Source organism: Polaromonas sp. SP1 (assembly GCF_003711205.1).
In the GTDB taxonomy this organism is placed as follows: domain Bacteria; phylum Pseudomonadota; class Gammaproteobacteria; order Burkholderiales; family Burkholderiaceae_C; genus Polaromonas.
The window spans coordinates 2,673,337-2,689,064 of sequence record NZ_CP031013.1; the positions used below are offsets into that span (position 1 = coordinate 2,673,337).

Here is a 15,728-nt window from a genome sequence, read left to right on the forward strand (position 1 = left end):
CATGATCAAAAAATTTATCGACAAGCTGTTCGGCAAATCAGACAGCACGGAGCCCGGCGCCAAGCGGGTCAAAAAATCACCTTTCGGCCAGCGCCAGGATGTCACCGTCAAGGAACACGGCATTGACGTCTCATTGGTGGACGACCGCGCCATGGACGTGGTGCGCACCCTGAAAGACGCCGGCTACGAGGCTTATATCGTCGGCGGCGCGGTGCGCGACCTGCTGGTCGGCCTGCGCCCCAAGGATTTTGACGTCGCCACCGACGCCACGCCCGAGCAGGTCAAGTCGCTGTTCCGCCGCGCCTTCATCATCGGCCGGCGCTTTCGCATCGTGCACGTCATCTACGGCCGCGGCCGCGAACATGAAGTGATCGAAGTTTCGACCTTCCGCGCCCACCTCGACAGCAGCCTGGCCGAGCAGGTCGGCGGCAACGAGCGCACCAGCAAGAGCGAACTGGCCGGCATGAAGCATGCGGTCGATGCCTCCGGCCGTGTGCTGCGCGACAACGTCTGGGGCCCGATCGAGCAGGACGCCGCGCGCCGCGACTTCACTATCAACGCGATGTACTACGACCCCGAGACGCAGGTCGTGGTCGACTATCACAACGGCATCAAGGACGCCAAGAAAAAGATCATCCGCATGATCGGCGACCCGGCCGTGCGCTACCGCGAAGACCCGGTGCGCATCATCCGCGCCGTGCGTTTTGCCGCCAAGCTCAGCGCGCTCGGCTTCAAGTTTGAAGACAAGACCGTGGCGCCGCTGCGCGAGATGAAGGGCCTGTTGGCCGACGTGCCGCAGTCGCGCCTCTTTGACGAAATGCTCAAGCTGCTGCAGACCGGCCATGCGCTGGCCAGCATCGCGCAGCTCAAGTTCCTCGGCCTGGGCACCGGCATCTATCCGCTTCTGGATGTGGTGGTGGAAAACGCCGACGAGCCCTTCCTGAAGCTGGCCTTGCAAGACACCGACCGACGCGTCGGCGAAGGCAAGCCGGTGGCGCCCAGCTTTTTGCTGTCGTGCGTGCTGTGGTTTGACGTGCGCGAAGGCTGGGAGCGACGCAAGAAGCGTGGCGAGCACCTCATGCCCGCGCTGCAGGACGCGATCGACGACGCCTTCAACGCCAAGATCGGCGACGTGTCGGGCCGCGGCAAGCTCGGCACCGACATGCGGGAGATCTGGACCATGCAGCCGCGCTTTGAAAAACGCGTGGGTAGCGCGCCGTATTCCCTGCTCGACCAGCCCCGCTTTCGCGCGGGCTTTGACTTCCTGCGCCTGCGCGCGCAGACCGGCGAGATCGAGATGGAACTCGCCGAGTGGTGGGAAAAGTTCAGCACGGCCTATGACGACGAGCGCCACGCCATGATTGAAGAGGCGCGCCAGGCCCAGCAGAACAAACCGCAGGCGCCGCGGGTTCGCGTCAAGCGCCCGGATGCCGAGCCAGGTTCAGCGAATGCCGAACGCACCACGCCCGATGCGGCGGATGCGTCCGGCGAGCAGGGCGATGCCGCCCCCGCCAAAAAACGCCGTCGCCGCCGCAAGCCGGCCAATCGCGGTGGCGCAGGTGGTGCCGAAGGCGCGGGTGGCGAGGCTGCAGCTTCGCCTTCATCGGACAGCACTCACAACTCCTGAGGGCGTATGGTTTGCGCCTACGTTGCCCTGGGCGCCAACCTCGGCGATGCCGCGGCAGCATTGCGGCAGGCCGTTCAGGCGATAGGCCAGTTGCCGCTCACGCAGGTCCGCCACTCTTCCAGCCTCTATCAAACAGCACCGCTGGACACCGATGCCGGCCAGGAATCTGCGGCCCCCGGCAACGACTACCTCAACGCCGTCATCGAACTCGAAACCGGTTTGACCGCCCCGGGCTTGCTGGATTATTTGCAACAGATCGAGCAACAGGCCGGCCGCGAAAGACCCTACCGCAACGCCCCGCGCACCCTGGACCTGGACTTGCTGCTCTACGGCAGCGCCCGCATCGAATCAGAACGCCTCACAGTGCCGCATCCTCGCATGATGCAGCGGGCGTTTGTGCTGGTGCCGCTGGCGGAGATTGCGCCGAACTTCGTCAGCGCAAAGCAGCTTGAGGCCGTCGCGCACCAGCCGATTGAGCGGCTGGCCAAGCTGGTTGGCTAGCGGTTTCTAGGGCGCAAGCCGCTCACGCAACCACTCACTATCCCCCTGCAGCGTATACCGCAGCCGGTCGTGCAGCCGGCTCTTGCGCCCCTGCCAGAACTGCCAGTTGTCGGGCTTGAGGCGGTAGCCGCCCCAGTGCGGCGGGCGGGGCGGTTGCAGCAAAAACTTGGCGCCGTATTTGGCGGCGTTGGCCACCAGCACGCTGCGCCCTGAAATCACTTCGCTTTGCGGGCTGGCCCAGGCGCCAATGCGTGAATCGAGGGGGCGGCTGTTGAAGTAGGCGTCGCTTTCTTCGGCTGAGACTTTTTCCACCACGCCTTCGATGCGCACCACGCGCTCCAGCTCGACCCAATGGAACTGCAGCGCCGCGTACGGGTTGCCGGCCAGCTCTTGCCCCTTGCGGCTGTCGTAGTTGGTGAACCAGGTGATGCCGCGTTCGTCATATCCCTTGATCAGCACGATGCGGGTGGAGGGGCGCAGGTTGCTGGCGACGGTGGCCAGGGTCATCGCATTGGGCTCGGGCACTTCGGCGGCGATGGCTTCTTTGAGCCACTGGTCGAACTGTTTCAGCGGGTCGGCTTGGGACGCGTCTTCGTTGAGTTCGGCGCGTTCGTAGCTTTTGCGCAGGTCGGCGATGGACAGTTTGGAGGGGGTGGGCTCTGACATACTGCCAGTATAAAGAGCACGCCGTTTTCAAGCCCCTGGATGCCATATCGCATGTCCCTGTCCGGTCTTCCTGTTGTGATTGTCCTGGCCGCCGGCCGGGGAGAGCGCTTTGCGGCGTCGGGCGGGCAAGTGCACAAGCTTCAGGCCCTGCTGGCCGGCAAGCCGGTGCTGGACCATGTGCTGCACGCCGTTCAAGCCAGCGGCCTGCCGCATCACGTGGTGCGGGCGGATGCGTCCCGCCCAGGCATGGGCGACTCCATCGCGGCGGGCGTGCGGGCCATGCCCGAGGCTGCGGGCTGGCTGGTCCTGCCGGGCGATTTGCCGCTGGTGCAGCCCGCCACGCTGCGCGCGGTGGCCCATGCGCTGGCGCAGCATGCGGTGGTGGTGCCGATGTTCAAGGGCGCGCGCGGGCATCCGGTGGGTTTTTCGGCCGGGTGCCGTGACGCCTTGCTGGATTTAAAGGGAAATCAGGGCGCAGCCCAGGTGGTGCATGCACATGTTGCTATCAATTCTGCAGCGTACCTGGATGTGACTGATGAAGGCATCGTCACCGACATCGACGCGCTGGACGATCTGCGCCGCGCTGAAGAATTGTTCAGGCGGCGCTGAATTTCGCTGAGCGCTTTCTCTCAAGCCCGCGCGATCACTGCGCAGGCCAGCCGCGGCCCGGCGTTGCCGGTCGGCTGGGTTTTGTAGTCGTCCGGGTCGCGGTGAACGATCAGCCCCTTGCCCACAATGTCGGTCGCGCCGCTGCCGACCGTGATGGTTGTTGATTCAAAGCTGAACTTCGCATTGCCGCTGGCGTCGGCCTTCAGGCTGGGCAGGTCGCCGGTGTGGTGCGTCATGTCGGCGTGGTTGCCGTGCGGCTGGCCGGTGGGGTTGAAATGGCCGCCGGCGCTCATGCCGTCGCCGCTGGAGCAGTCGCCTTTTTCATGCACATGAAAGCCGTGCTCGGCGCCGGGCTTGAGGCCGCGTATCTCGCCCGAGACGAGTACCTTGCCTGCGCCCTGCACAAAGCTGACGGTGCCGCTGGCGGTATTGCCGGTGGTGCTTTGCAGCTGGGCGACGGCGCGCGGGCCGCTGGGCGTGGATGCGCAAGCCGCCAGGACAAGTGTTGCGGCAAGCGGGGCCAGAAAGTGGTTCATGGTGCGGTCTCCGGATGTGTTGGTTGGGATGAAAGGGAAGGCCCACTGTAGGCCGCACGGCGCCTGCTGGCAAGGCCGGCAGGGGAAGATATGTAAGCGTCTCTTATCGGCTGACCAACGCCAGCAGCTTGCCCAGCGCCCGGTCATGAATGCCCAGCGTGCGCAGCTTGTCGTAAGTCAGTTGTGCGTACTCGCGCGTCGTGCCGTAGCGCCCGCACGAATCTGAAAATATCTGCCGGTAAACGTCTTCACTCAGCACGCCGGTGTGGCTGGGGCTGCGTTTGGAGAGCGTGAAGGCCAGCGCCCGCACTTCTCCTTTGTCGGTCTGGCATTGCAGCCACTTGGGGTCGTACACGCCGTTGGGCATTTCACGCTCCCACAGCGCGGGCAGCGCGCTGGCGACCTGCGCGCGCGGGATGCGAAAGACCATGCCCTTGCAGCTGCCGCCATGCAGCAGGCCGAACACCAGGCCCGGGCAGTCCGGCGTGCCGCGGTTCAGGCGGCTCCACATCTTCAATGCGCGGTGGTAACCGTGGATGGTGGCAAAACGTTCCTCGGCGTGCTCAAACTCCGGCCGCCAGATGAGGGAGGCGTAGGCAAAGACCCAGAGGTCACTTTTGCCGCCCCATTCGCGGATGACGGTTTCCAGCATGTGCGCCGGATTGCGCGAAACGATGACGCCGGAGCCGGCGAGTTGTTTGGCTGAATTTTCCACAGCCGCACTTTACAATGGGCCGAGGTTTTGTGACGGCTTATGTGATGGGAGTGGGGCAATGTTTTCTCAGGACGATGAGGGCCAGCAGGGCCTGGTGTTGGCGGTCGTTCTTGGTCTGATCGCTTTTGTCGTGACCTTGGTCATCGGCATCAGCTTGCACCGGCTTCACCGCGGCCAGCCACCTGCGCCGCCGGCCCCTCTTGCCACTGCCACCGGTACCGCCGTTGCGGCTCCGGCGCCTGCGCCTGCGCCCATCGATTCTGCGCCGCTGCCTGCCGCTGCGGAACCCCCGGCCAACCTTCTGAGCACCCGCCAAGCCGCGACCGATGCCGCAACCGTGACGGTCGAGCAGGGTGTGGTCCGGTTTTATTTCGCGTCCGGCAAAGCCGACCTGGCGGCCGGCGCCGGTGACGCGCTGGGCGATGTGGTGAAGGCCGCCAAGGCGGGCCGTACGCTGGTGATCTCGGGCTTTCATGATGCCACCGGCGATGCGGCAAAAAACGCGGCGCTGGCCAAGCAGCGCGCCGTCGCCGTGAAAGACGCGTTGAAGGCCGCAGGTGTTCCCGAGCGGCAGATCGAGCTGAAAAAGCCCGAGCAGCTGGCCGCCGGCGCGGGCAGCGACGCCGAGGCGCGGCGCGTCGAAATCACGCTGCAGTAAAAAGCGCCGCGCTGACAGCGGCAGGGGCGCTGCGCCGACGCCGGCCGAACTGCGCTTCTTGGAGACTCGTTCCCTGGATTGCGCCGGGCAAGTTTGGTAACCAGCCCGTAACCACAATGGCGTGAAATGTGCCGGTAACCCGTTACCATAGAGTCAGTAATAAAGTTACATTACGCGCATGGCGTGAGTAGCAAATAGCGAACGCCGGACAGCCTGAAATCCAGCCACGCAATCCCCCGCCAATCTGTACCCAGATTCAAAGCCACCCGACCTAAAGCTCCACCATGGCCCTCCATTCCAAAGTTTCAGACATCACGGCCCGCATCACCGAGCGCAGCCGCCCGTCGCGCGATGCCTACCTGGCCCACTTGCGTGCCGCGTCGACGCGCGAGCCCGGCCTGGACCGCATGGGTTGCGCCAATGTGGCCCATGCCTTTGCCGGCATGCCGCTGGACGACCGCTTCAAGGTCGTCACCGAGCGCAAGCCCAACATCGGCATCGTCACCGCCTACAACGACATGCTGTCGGCGCACACCCCGCTGCAGGCCTATCCGGCCTTCATCAAGGACGAGGCCCGCAAGCTGGGCGCCACGGCGCAGGTGGCCGGCGGCGTGCCCGCGATGTGCGACGGCGTGACGCAAGGCACCAGCGGCATGGAGCTCAGCCTCTTCAGCCGCGACGTGATCGCCATGAGCACGGCTGTCGCGCTGTCGCACGACATGTTCGACGCCGCGCTGATGCTGGGCGTGTGCGACAAGATCGTGCCGGGCCTCTTGATCGGCGCGTTGCAGTTCGGGCACTTGCCCACCGTGTTTGTGCCCGCCGGGCCCATGCCCTCGGGCATCCCGAACAAGGAAAAAGCCCTGGTGCGCGAGCAGGCCGCGCAGGGCCTGGTCGGCCGCGACGCCTTGCTGGAGTCGGAGTTCAAGTCCTATCACAGCCCCGGCACCTGCACCTTCTACGGCACGGCCAACAGCAATCAGTTGCTGCTTGAAGCCATGGGCTTGCATGTGCCCGGCACCGCCTTTGTGAACCCCGGCAATGCCCTGCGTGAAGAACTCACGCGCGAGGCGGCGCGCACCGTGCTGGGCATCATCAAGGCCAGGCGCTTTGCACCCATCGGGCAAATCGTCGATGAGCGCGCCATCGTCAACGCGATGGTTGCCTTGTTGGCTACGGGCGGCTCCACCAACCACCTGATCCACTGGGTGGCGGTGGCGCATTCGGCCGGCATCGTGATCGACTGGAATGATTTTTCCGACCTCTCCGATGTGGTGCCGACGCTGGCCCATGTCTACCCCAACGGCAGCGCCGACGTGAACCAGTTCCAGGCGGCAGGCGGTCCGGGCTTCATCATTCGCGAGCTGCTGGACGCGGGCTTTATGCATGAAGACGTGCTCACGGTGCGCGCAGGCGGCATCCGCGAATACACGCGCGAGCCCGCGCTGGCCGGCACGGCGCTGGCCTGGCACGACGTGGGCGCCTCCAAAGACGAAGCCATCGTGCGCACGCCTGCCAAGCCCTTCAGCGCCACCGGCGGGCTCAAGCTGCTGCAGGGCAACCTGGGCCGCAGCGTGATCAAGGTCTCGGCCGTGCCCGACGACCGCCATGTCATCGAAGCGCCTGCGCGGGTCTTTGATTCGCAGGAGGCCTTGCACATCGCCTTCAACGCCGGCGAACTCCATCGCGACGTGGTGTGCGTGGTGCGCTGGCAAGGCCCGCAAGCCAACGGCATGCCCGAGCTGCACAAGCTCACGCCGCCGCTGGCCGTGCTGCAGGGCAAGGGTTTTAAAGTGGCGCTGGTCACCGACGGCCGCATGAGCGGCGCCTCCGGCAAGGTGCCGGCCGCCATCCATGTGTCGCCCGAAGCGGCCGCCGGCGGTGCGCTGGCCAAGGTGCGCGACGGCGACGTGATCCGTGTGGACGCCGTCACCGGCGAGTTGAAAGTTTTGGTGGCCGATGCAGAATGGGCCGCGCGGCCCGTTGATGCCATGCCTGCCGACCTGCGCGCCGCCAACGGCATCGGCATGGGCCGTGAATTGTTTGCCGGTATGCGCCGCCACGCGCTGACGGCTGAAGAAGGAGCTTTATCGTGGATGTGAACTTGAATGTCAGCGGCAAGCTGACGGCACTGCAGGTCATGCAGGATGCGCCGGTGATTCCCGTCATCGTTTTGAGCGACGTGAAGCAGGCTGTGTTGCTGGCGCGCGCGCTGGTGGCCGGCGGCATCCGCATGCTGGAAGTGACGCTGCGCACGCCGCAGGCGCTGGCCTGCATCGAGGCGATCGCACGCGACGTGCCCGAGGCCGTTACCGGCGCAGGCACCGTGCGCAGCGCCGCCGACGCCCAGGCCTGCGCCATGGCCGGCGCGCGTTTTGCCGTGAGCCCGGGCTACACCCACGCCGTCGGACAAGCTTGCCGCGATGCCGGCTTGCCGCTGTTGCCCGGCGTGGCCACCGGCAGCGAAATCATGATGGCGCAGGAAGACGGCCTGACCGAACTCAAATTTTTCCCCGCGATGCAGGCGGGCGGCCCGGCCATGCTCAAGGCCTGGAGCGGCCCGTTTGGCGATGTGCGGTTTTGCCCCACGGGTGGAGTCTCCACCGCCAACGCCGCGGAGTTTCTAAGTTTGCCCAACGTGGTGTGTGTGGGCGGCTCGTGGCTCACGCCCGCTGATGCCGTGGCGCGCGGCGATTGGGCGCAGATCACGGCGCTGGCGCAGCAGGCTTGCCAGCTGGCGCGTTGAGCTGCCTGGGCAGGCCGGCGCAATTTTTTAAGCGAAATCGGCCTCCAGCCCAATCACTGCCTTGGCAGTGTGCTCCTGAAAAGATAGCAGGCCGAAGGCTCGGCCGGGTTATCGCAAGCCCGCGCCGCCGCCGCTTTCATCACGCTGGATCAGCTCGATCTTGTAGCCGTCCGGGTCCGTCACAAAAGCGATCACGGTGGTGCCGCCCTTGACCGGGCCGGCCTCGCGCGTGACATTGCCGCCAGCCGCCTTGATCTTGTCGCAGGCTGCGTAGGCATCAGGCACGCCCAACGCGATGTGGCCGAAGGCGGTGCCCATGTCGTAGCTCTCGGTACCCCAGTTGTAGGTCAACTCAATCTCGGCCTGCGCCGGGTTGCCTTCATAGCCGACAAAGGCCAGGCTGTATTTGTACTCAGGGTTTTCCGACGTGCGCAGCAACTTCATGCCGAGCACCTGGGTGTAAAAATCAATGGAGCGCTGGAGATTGCCAACGCGCAGCATGGTGTGTAGGAGTCGCATGGGCGGATTATCGTGCGGGTGGGGAAAGTTTGCAGGCCAGCGGTGCTCCCTAGACCTGGTGTGCATGGACTAAGTTGCCTAAGAGGGCGGGGTGGAGATAGGTAGTCTCATTTACTGGGATGGAAATTGGAGAAATTGTGGGCGCTAGCTTGATACCTACGTTCATACGCCAGTGTGTGAGGCCTTCGACGAAATCTTTCCATTTGTGCGGTGGCTCCGCCTTGTGAGGAAATACAAGGAAAAACCAATAGCAGTTAATCGCAACCATGCGAACCACAAAGCGGCGCGACAGCGGACCATCGTATGGAATTTCAGCGCATCGTAGGTGTTTTGGCTCTAAAAGCTTCTCTGTTTTTTCGTCCAGATTGATTGCCCTCGACGCTGTTACTACTTGGAGACGAAGTTGAATCGGTGGGCAATAGCCGCCGTGAAGAATGAAATTGATAGAACTTTCATGCGCTTTCACAACCTTTTCGGGAGCGTCTACTCTGGCCGAGTTGTAGGAGATTTTCAGAAGCGCCCTAAGTAGTATCTGGTAGTCATATGCGATGCTTGTTTGCTCTCCAGGAAGCAGGATTCTCTCGAGGTGCGCGTCGTAAAGAGAAGAAAGATAGGAGTCGAGTTTGCTTAGAAGAACGTTGTTGCAGGGGCCACAAACGTCTTTGATCGTCGGGTCCCCCTTATAGAGCTTGGCTGCTCTCTTCGAGTACGTGAGCAAGCTCTCATACTTTTCAATTAAGCAGTTGGGCCAAATATGTTCTCGCGTAAGCGGAGCACTTTTGCGGCAGTATGAACAGGTGTTCATTTGCAGGCTACTTCTGCGCAGGCACCTCAAACACCAGACAAGTCGTTGTCGCATGCGCATACAGCTTCCCATCAGGCCCCACGATGCGGCCTTCAGCGGTGGCCAGCTGGCGGCCGCAGTGGATGACGGTGCCGATGGCGCGCAAGGGCCCGGTCTTGTGTGAGGCGGCACGCACGATGTTGATGCTGAGTTCAGCCGTGGTGTAGGCCCGGCCCACCGGCATCATGGTGTGCACGGCGCAGCCCACGGCCGAGTCGAGCAGCGTGGCGTACCAGCCGCCGTGCACGGTGCCCAGCGGGTTGTAGTGCTTGAGCTGGGGTGTGCCCTGGAAGATGGCCTTGCCGGGCTCGACTTCAACCAGGGCGAAGTCCAATGTTTCTGCAATGTGGGGGTAGGGCAGCTCGCCCGCCAGCATGGCCTGCATCACTTCCAGGCCGGTTTTGTTGGCCACGTCCTCGGGCCGTGCCAGCCCGGGTTTGCCGCCGCCGTCCGTCATGCGGGCGCGCACCGCGGCGCTTTGTTCCATCCATTGCGTCAATGTGTCTTGTGGGGTCATGGCATCCATAAATGTTGCATATACAATAGTTGTAGGTACAATTAAATTATGAACGAGAAAACCCGCCTGTCAACCCAGGCTGAACTCAAAGTGCAGGGCTGCACCAACCTCAAGCTGCGCCAGCTGATGCGCCGCGTTGCCCATCACTACGACCTGGAGATGGCGAAGGTGGGGCTGAAGACCACGCAATACTCCTTGCTGACCTATGTGCTCAAGATGGGTCCCATGCGCCCTGGCGAGCTGGCGCGCGGCATGAAGGTCAGCGCATCGACCCTCACACGCAACCTCAAGCCCTTGATCGATGCCGGCTGGATTGAGCTCACCGCAGGCAGCGACGCGCGCAGCCGCACCGTGGTGTTGACCGACGCGGGCCGCGCCAAGCGCGAAGAGGCCCGCTCGCGCTGGAGGGCGGCACAAGAGCAGCTCAACGCGTTGCTGGGTAACGGGCGTGTGCTGGCCCTGCACAACCTGATCAATGAGTCCTTGGCGCTTTTGTCCCCCATCGAATCCGGAGTTGATGATGAGTAATCCCGAGCCTTCCCCATCCCCTTCCAGTGCTGCGTCTTCCGCCGCGTTGCCTGTGCACCGCATCGCGATGTGGCTGGTGCTGCTGGCCGCCGGCGGCACCTTTGCCCTCACCATGGGCGTGCGCCAGACCATGGGCCTGTTCCTGTCGGCGCTCAATACGTCCACCGCACTGGGCATCGGCAGCATCAGCCTGGCGTTTGCGTTTGGCCAGCTCTGGTGGGGGCTGACGCAGCCTTTTGCCGGCGCGGTGGCCGACCGCATCGGCACCGGCCGTGTGATCTTTCTGGGAGTGGTGCTGGTGGCGATCGGCACCATCATCACGCCGCTCATGACCAGCACGGCCGGCCTGATCTTTGCCATCGGTGTGCTGGCCGCGGGCGGCGCCGGCATGGCCGGGCCTTCGGTGCTGATGGCCGCCAGCACGCGCCTGGTGCCGCCGGAAAAGCGCGGCCTGGCCACCGGCATCGTCAATGCCGGCGGCTCTTTCGGCCAGTTCGCGATGGCGCCGATTGCCATCGGCCTGACGGCCGCTGTCGGCTGGGCCAGCGCCATGCAGTGGCTGGGCGCGCTGGTGTTGCTGGCCGTGCCGGCGGTGCTGGTGCTCAAGGGCAACTCCAAGGCGCTGGCGGCGCAGGCGGCCGCCGCGTCGGGCACCAAAGCGCTCAGCGCGCGCCAGGCGATCAGCCAGGCCATCGCAACGCCGAGCTACCGTTACCTCGCTGCGGGCTTCCTGGTGTGCGGTTTTCACGTGGCGTTTTTGGCGACTCATCTTCCGGGCGTGGTGGCGGCCTGCGGTTTGCCGCCTGAGATCGGCGGCTGGGCGCTGGCGATGATCGGCCTCTTCAACATCGTCGGCAGCCTGGCCATGGGCTGGGCGGTGGGCCGCTGGCGCATGAAGTCCTTGCTGGCCTTGCTGTATGCGACGCGCGGCTTGGCGGTGCTGATCTTTCTGCTGGCGCCCAAGACACCGGCGGTAATGCTGATCTTCGCCGCCGTCATGGGCGTGACCTTCCTGTCGACCGTTCCGCCCACGGTGGGGCTGGTCGCCAAGATGTTCGGCACGGCCAATATGGCCATGTTGTTCGGCGTGGTGATGTTGTCGCACCAGGTGGGCGGCTTCCTCGGCGCCTACCTGGGGGGTTATGTTTTCCAGGCCACCGGCAGCTACGACTGGGTCTGGTACATCGACATTGTGCTGGCGGTCGGCGCTGCGCTGGTGAACCTGCCCATCCGCGAGGCGCTGCTGCCGCGGCAGGTGGCCGCCAAGGCCGCGGCCTGAGTGCTCACCAGGCGAGGGAAATCCGCGCCGTACTCCCTGAGGGCTGCTGTGCCAGAATCCCTGCAAGCAGCCAACTTGCGGGATACATCAGATGCTTATCAATTGTGTGGTCTACCAAAACGGCACCAAGCTTGCCGACATCCCGGTCACCGAGATCAGCGACTACATTTGCCGGCCTGACGCGTTTGTCTGGGTGGCGCTGCAAGACGCCACAGCGGAAGAGCTTGAGGAAATGCGGCATGAGTTCGGCCTGCATGAGCTGGCGGTCGAAGATGCCCGGCACGGCCACCAGCGGCCCAAGATCGAGGAGTACGGTGCCTCGCTGTTCTCCGTGCTGCACCTGATCGAGCCCTCTACCGACAAGCCGGGCGAACTCAATGTCGGCGAGGTGGATGTGTTCACCGGCAAGAACTATGTGCTCTCGGTGCGCAACCGCAGCCAGAAAGGTTTTCTGGGCGTGCGTGACCGCTGTGAGCAGGAGCCCGAGTTGCTGCGCCACGGTTCGGGGTTTGTGCTGTACGCCCTGATGGACGCGGTGGTCGACCGTTACTTTCCCATCCTTGACGATCTTGAGACCGAGCTGGAGCTGATCGAGAAAGAAATCTTCACACCCGGCGCCGCGCGCAAAAACATCGAGCGTCTGTATGAGCTCAAGGGCAGCGTCATGGTGCTCAAGCATGCGGTGGCGCCGCTGCTGGAAGGCGCCAGCAAACTGTATGGCGGCCGGGTCCCGCAGATCTGCAACGGCGTTCAGGACTATTTCCGCGACGTGGTCGACCATTTGTCGCGCATCAACGCCTTGATCGAGAACATGCGCGACACGATCGGTACGGCCATCCAGGTGAACCTGGCGATGGTGACGATCGAGGAGAGCGAGGTGACCAAAAAGCTCGCGGCCTGGGCCAGTATCTTTGCGGTCTGCACCGCCTTTGCCGGCATCTGGGGCATGAACTTTGAAGCCATGCCCGAACTGAAATGGCGCTACGGCTACCTGATGGCCATCAGCATGATTGTGGTGGCGTGCTCGCTGCTGTACTGGCGCTTCAGGCGCGCCAAATGGGTCTGACGCTCAGGGGCGCGGCGGGGTAAACGCCTTGCGCGCTGCCAGCGCCTTCTTGCGGCTGGCGCAACCCTCAATGTGGTCGTTCACCAGGCCCATGGCCTGCATAAAGGCGTACATCGTCGTCGGGCCCACAAACGTCCAGCCGCGTTTCTTGAGGTCTTTGGACAGGGCAATGGAGGCAGGCGAAGTCGGCATGGCCTTGACGGCCTCGTGCGTGATGCGCGCCGGCCGGCTCTTGGCGTCGGGCTCCAGCCGCCAGACAAAGGCCCCGAGTGAACCGAATTCCTTGCGCAGCTCGATCACCCGCTGTGCGTTGTTGATGGTCGAGGCGATCTTGCCCGCGTGCCGCACGATGCCTGCGTCGGCCACAAGGCGCTTGACATCACGCGCGCCAAAGCGGGCTACCTGCTCGGCGTCGAAGTTGGCAAAAGCGCTGCGAAAGGATTCGCGCTTGTTCAGGATGGTCAGCCAGCTCAGGCCTGCCTGAAAGCCTTCGAGACAGATCTTTTCGAACAGGCGGCGTTCGTCGTCCACCGGAAAACCCCATTCCGTGTCGTGGTAGTGGCGGTAGAACGGCGTGGCCTGGCACCAGGCGCAGCGCGTGGTGTGGGTGTCGTCAATGAAAAGGCCGGCAGCGGGCGATGCCGCAGCGGTGGGTGGTTGGCGTGGGGTGGCGGAAGGCATGGGCGATTTTAGGCAGAGGAGGGCAGGCGACGCTATCATGAAGCACGACGTTCTCACCGGCCCACCACTTCGGAAACACGCACCATGTCCATCCAGCTTTGGCTCGCTTTTGTCGCCGCAACCGCCGTCTTGCTCATCATTCCCGGCCCCACCATCCTCACTGTCATCAGCTACTCGATGGCGCATGGCAAGCGTGCCAACGTTCCGCTGGTGGCGGCCGTGGCGTTGGGGGATTCCACGGCACTGGTCGTGTCGCTCTTCGGCCTGGGCGCGCTGTTGGCAACTTCGGCTTTCTGGTTCACGGTGGTCAAATGGGCGGGCGGCCTGTACTTGCTGTACCTGGGCATCAAGCTGTTGCGCGCCGGCATTTCACCCCTGCAGGCGGCTGCGCCCGATGCGCCCGGCTCCTTGTGGAAATTGTTCGGCAATACCTACCTGGTCACCGCCCTCAACCCCAAGGGCATCGTGTTTTTTGTGGCCTTCCTGCCTCAATTTATCAACCCGAGCGCCGACGTGACGCGCCAGCTCTGGGTGCTGGCGGTGACCTTTGTGGTGATGGCCAGCCTGAACGCCACGCTGTACGCGGTGTTTGCCGCATCGGCCCGCACGTTGCTGGCCTCGCCGCGTGCGCAGCGGCGCTTTAATTTTGCGGGCGGGTCGCTGCTGTCGGCGGCCGGTGTGTGGGCGCTGCTGGCCAAGCGCCCTGCTTAGGCCAAAATTTCGTCGATGAGGGCCTGGTCCACGTCATGAATCCAGCATTCTGAAAGCTGGCCGTCCCTCACGATGCAGCGCAGCAGTGTTAAACCGGAACCGTGTAATTCAGCGTCATGCGCCCGCCATCGACCACCACGATTTCACCGGTGATGTAGCTGGCCGCATCGCTGGCCAGGTAGGCCACCGTGTCGGCGATCTCGGAAGGCTCGCCCAGGCGCTTCATGGGCGTGCGGCTCATGATTTTGGCTTTGGCTTCGTCGCTGGTGAGCACGGCCTTGGCCGCCAGCTCGGTGGCGATGGTGCCGGGCGCAACCGCATTGACGCGCACGCCCTGGCCGGCGAGCGACAGGGCCATCACGCGCGTGAGCTGGTTGATGCCGCCTTTGCTGACGTTGTAGCTGGCGATGGTGGGAATGGCGAGCACGCCGTTGACCGAGCTCATGTTGACGATGCTGCCCTTGCCGGCGGCGGCCATCACGCGTGCCACGGCCTGGCCGGCCAGGAAGGAGCCTTTGAGGTTGATGCGCAGCACGGCGTCAAAGTCGGCTTCCGTCACCTCCAGGAATTCGGCGGCCTTGAAGATGCCGGCGTTGTTGACCAGCACGTCGATGCGGCCATGCGCAGCCATGACCTGGGCGACCAGCGCATCGACCTGGGCCTTGTTGCCGACGTCGCAATGCACGTAGAGGCCGCCCAGCTCGGCGGCGAGCGCGCCGCCGCGCGCGTCGTCAATGTCGGCGATCACCACTTTGGCGCCTTCACGCGCAAAGCGGCGCACGCAAGCCTCACCGATGCCCTGGGCGCCGCCCGTGACGATGCAGACGCGGCCGGCGAGGCCAAATGAAACCGTCGAGGAGTTTGAGGATGAAATCATGCTTAAGTCCTTATGGTTCCTTGGTATGCAGCTATAAATTTCATAGCGCTTTCGGCAACGTTGGCTGCCGTCATGCCGGGCTTGTACAGCGCCGAGCCGATGCCAAAACCGCTGGCGCCGGCTGCCAGGTACGCGCCCATGTTGTCCGGCGTGACACCGCCCACCGGCATCACCACGGTGGAGGCGGGCAGCACGGCGCGCAAGGCTTTCACCACGGCGGGTGTGATCATCTCAGCCGGGAAAATCTTCAGGCCGGTGGCGCCTGCGTCCAGTGCGCCGAAGGCTTCGCTGGCGGTCATCACGCCGGGCAGGCAGATCAGGCCGAGGCGCGCGGCTTCGCGCACCACCGCAGGGTTGAAGTTGGGCGACACGATCAGCTGGCCGCCGGCGGCCTGCACATTGCGCACATCTTCGGGAGTCAGCACGGTGCCTGCGCCTATCAGGGCTTGCGGGTAGGCGCCGGCCATGGCGGCGATGCTGTCCAGCGGCTGCGGGGAGTTCAGCGGAATTTCAATCAGCGTCCAGCCGGTGGAAACGAGCGCCTGACCGACAGGCAGCGCCTCGGCGGGCGACAGCCCGCGCAAGATGGCCACCAGCGGAAGGGTGGTGAGGGCGTTGGAGAATTTTTGGTGTGCGTTCATGGTGTGG

At 64.2% G+C, this 15,728-nt stretch carries 18 protein-coding genes; 10 read left to right on the top strand and 8 right to left on the bottom strand.

The annotated features are described in order from the left end of the window. The first annotated feature begins 1 nt into the window (after position 1). Together pcnB and folK are read left to right on the top strand one after the other, a co-directional pair. Positions 2-1,627 carry a polynucleotide adenylyltransferase PcnB gene (pcnB, locus tag DT070_RS12620; protein ID WP_122955720.1) on the top strand — a complete coding sequence of 542 codons (1,626 nt, stop codon included), beginning with the start codon at positions 2-4 and terminating at the stop codon, positions 1,625-1,627. A gap of 6 nt (positions 1,628-1,633) precedes the next feature. After that, on the top strand, positions 1,634-2,128 hold the full coding sequence (gene folK, locus DT070_RS12625; protein ID WP_122955721.1) for a 2-amino-4-hydroxy-6-hydroxymethyldihydropteridine diphosphokinase: 495 nt from the start codon (positions 1,634-1,636) through the stop codon (positions 2,126-2,128). Between the two features lie 6 nt (positions 2,129-2,134). Here folK and pdxH read toward each other — a convergent pair whose 3' ends face one another. Continuing rightward, the gene (pdxH, locus tag DT070_RS12630) at positions 2,135-2,794 is read right to left on the bottom strand and encodes a pyridoxamine 5'-phosphate oxidase (RefSeq protein WP_194965922.1); all 660 of its coding nucleotides are present in this window, start codon (positions 2,792-2,794) and stop codon (positions 2,135-2,137) included. A gap of 51 nt (positions 2,795-2,845) precedes the next feature. Between pdxH and DT070_RS12635 the strand changes: the two genes are divergently transcribed. Next, the gene (locus DT070_RS12635) at positions 2,846-3,403 is read left to right on the top strand and encodes an NTP transferase domain-containing protein (RefSeq protein ID WP_122955722.1); all 558 of its coding nucleotides are present in this window, start codon (positions 2,846-2,848) and stop codon (positions 3,401-3,403) included. 20 nt (positions 3,404-3,423) lie between these two features. Here the strand turns inward: DT070_RS12635 and DT070_RS12640 are convergent, their stop codons facing one another. Further along, positions 3,424-3,939 (bottom strand): superoxide dismutase family protein, encoded by a 516-nt coding sequence (locus tag DT070_RS12640; protein ID WP_122955723.1) that lies wholly within the window; start codon positions 3,937-3,939, stop codon positions 3,424-3,426. A gap of 103 nt (positions 3,940-4,042) precedes the next feature. Next, on the bottom strand, positions 4,043-4,591 hold the full coding sequence (locus DT070_RS12645) for a gamma-glutamylcyclotransferase (RefSeq protein ID WP_122957382.1): 549 nt from the start codon (positions 4,589-4,591) through the stop codon (positions 4,043-4,045). Between the two features lie 121 nt (positions 4,592-4,712). Between DT070_RS12645 and DT070_RS12650 the strand changes: the two genes are divergently transcribed. The 3 genes from DT070_RS12650 (at position 4,713) to eda (ending at position 8,058) form a co-directional block, all read left to right on the top strand. After that, positions 4,713-5,312, top strand: a complete 600-nt coding sequence (locus DT070_RS12650) for an OmpA family protein (RefSeq protein ID WP_122955724.1) — start codon at positions 4,713-4,715, stop codon at positions 5,310-5,312. 284 nt (positions 5,313-5,596) lie between these two features. Then, entirely contained in the window at positions 5,597-7,414 is a 1,818-nt protein-coding gene (gene edd / locus DT070_RS12655) for a phosphogluconate dehydratase (protein ID WP_122955725.1), read from the top strand. Then, complete coding sequence (gene eda, locus DT070_RS12660; RefSeq protein ID WP_255416827.1) at positions 7,405-8,058, top strand: bifunctional 4-hydroxy-2-oxoglutarate aldolase/2-dehydro-3-deoxy-phosphogluconate aldolase; 654 nt, start codon at positions 7,405-7,407, stop codon at positions 8,056-8,058. Before edd ends, eda begins: the two co-directional genes overlap by 10 nt. Before the next feature lie 108 nt (positions 8,059-8,166). Here eda and gloA read toward each other — a convergent pair whose 3' ends face one another. Both gloA and DT070_RS12670 read right to left on the bottom strand, forming a co-directional pair. After that, entirely contained in the window at positions 8,167-8,577 is a 411-nt protein-coding gene (gene gloA, locus DT070_RS12665) for a lactoylglutathione lyase (RefSeq protein WP_122955726.1), read from the bottom strand. Between the two features lie 812 nt (positions 8,578-9,389). Continuing rightward, a complete protein-coding gene (locus DT070_RS12670; RefSeq protein ID WP_122957384.1) occupies positions 9,390-9,938 on the bottom strand; it encodes a PaaI family thioesterase in 549 nt (182 codons plus the stop codon). A gap of 48 nt (positions 9,939-9,986) precedes the next feature. Between DT070_RS12670 and DT070_RS12675 the strand changes: the two genes are divergently transcribed. The 3 genes from DT070_RS12675 (at position 9,987) to DT070_RS12685 (ending at position 12,811) form a co-directional block, all read left to right on the top strand. Further along, positions 9,987-10,466: a MarR family winged helix-turn-helix transcriptional regulator gene (locus DT070_RS12675; protein WP_122955727.1), complete on the top strand. Its 480-nt coding sequence runs from the start codon at positions 9,987-9,989 to the stop codon at positions 10,464-10,466. Further along, a complete protein-coding gene (locus tag DT070_RS12680) occupies positions 10,456-11,745 on the top strand; it encodes an MFS transporter (RefSeq protein WP_369973866.1) in 1,290 nt (429 codons plus the stop codon). The genes DT070_RS12675 and DT070_RS12680 overlap by 11 nt, the downstream gene beginning before the upstream one ends. 91 nt (positions 11,746-11,836) lie before the next feature. Then, positions 11,837-12,811 (top strand): magnesium and cobalt transport protein CorA, encoded by a 975-nt coding sequence (locus tag DT070_RS12685; protein WP_122955728.1) that lies wholly within the window; start codon positions 11,837-11,839, stop codon positions 12,809-12,811. 3 nt (positions 12,812-12,814) lie between these two features. On the opposite strand, the gene DT070_RS12690 is transcribed toward DT070_RS12685, so the two are convergent. Continuing rightward, the gene (locus DT070_RS12690) at positions 12,815-13,492 is read right to left on the bottom strand and encodes a DNA-3-methyladenine glycosylase I (RefSeq protein WP_122955729.1); all 678 of its coding nucleotides are present in this window, start codon (positions 13,490-13,492) and stop codon (positions 12,815-12,817) included. A gap of 84 nt (positions 13,493-13,576) precedes the next feature. Here DT070_RS12690 and DT070_RS12695 point away from each other — a divergent pair, with 84 nt between their 5' ends. Next, positions 13,577-14,203: a LysE family translocator gene (locus DT070_RS12695; protein WP_122955730.1), complete on the top strand. Its 627-nt coding sequence runs from the start codon at positions 13,577-13,579 to the stop codon at positions 14,201-14,203. A gap of 88 nt (positions 14,204-14,291) precedes the next feature. Here DT070_RS12695 and DT070_RS12700 read toward each other — a convergent pair whose 3' ends face one another. Beyond that, positions 14,292-15,080 carry an SDR family NAD(P)-dependent oxidoreductase gene (locus tag DT070_RS12700; RefSeq protein ID WP_122955731.1) on the bottom strand — a complete coding sequence of 263 codons (789 nt, stop codon included), beginning with the start codon at positions 15,078-15,080 and terminating at the stop codon, positions 14,292-14,294. A gap of 2 nt (positions 15,081-15,082) precedes the next feature. Beyond that, entirely contained in the window at positions 15,083-15,721 is a 639-nt protein-coding gene (locus DT070_RS12705; RefSeq protein ID WP_122955732.1) for a 2-dehydro-3-deoxy-6-phosphogalactonate aldolase, read from the bottom strand. Positions 15,722-15,728: the final 7 nt, after the last annotated feature.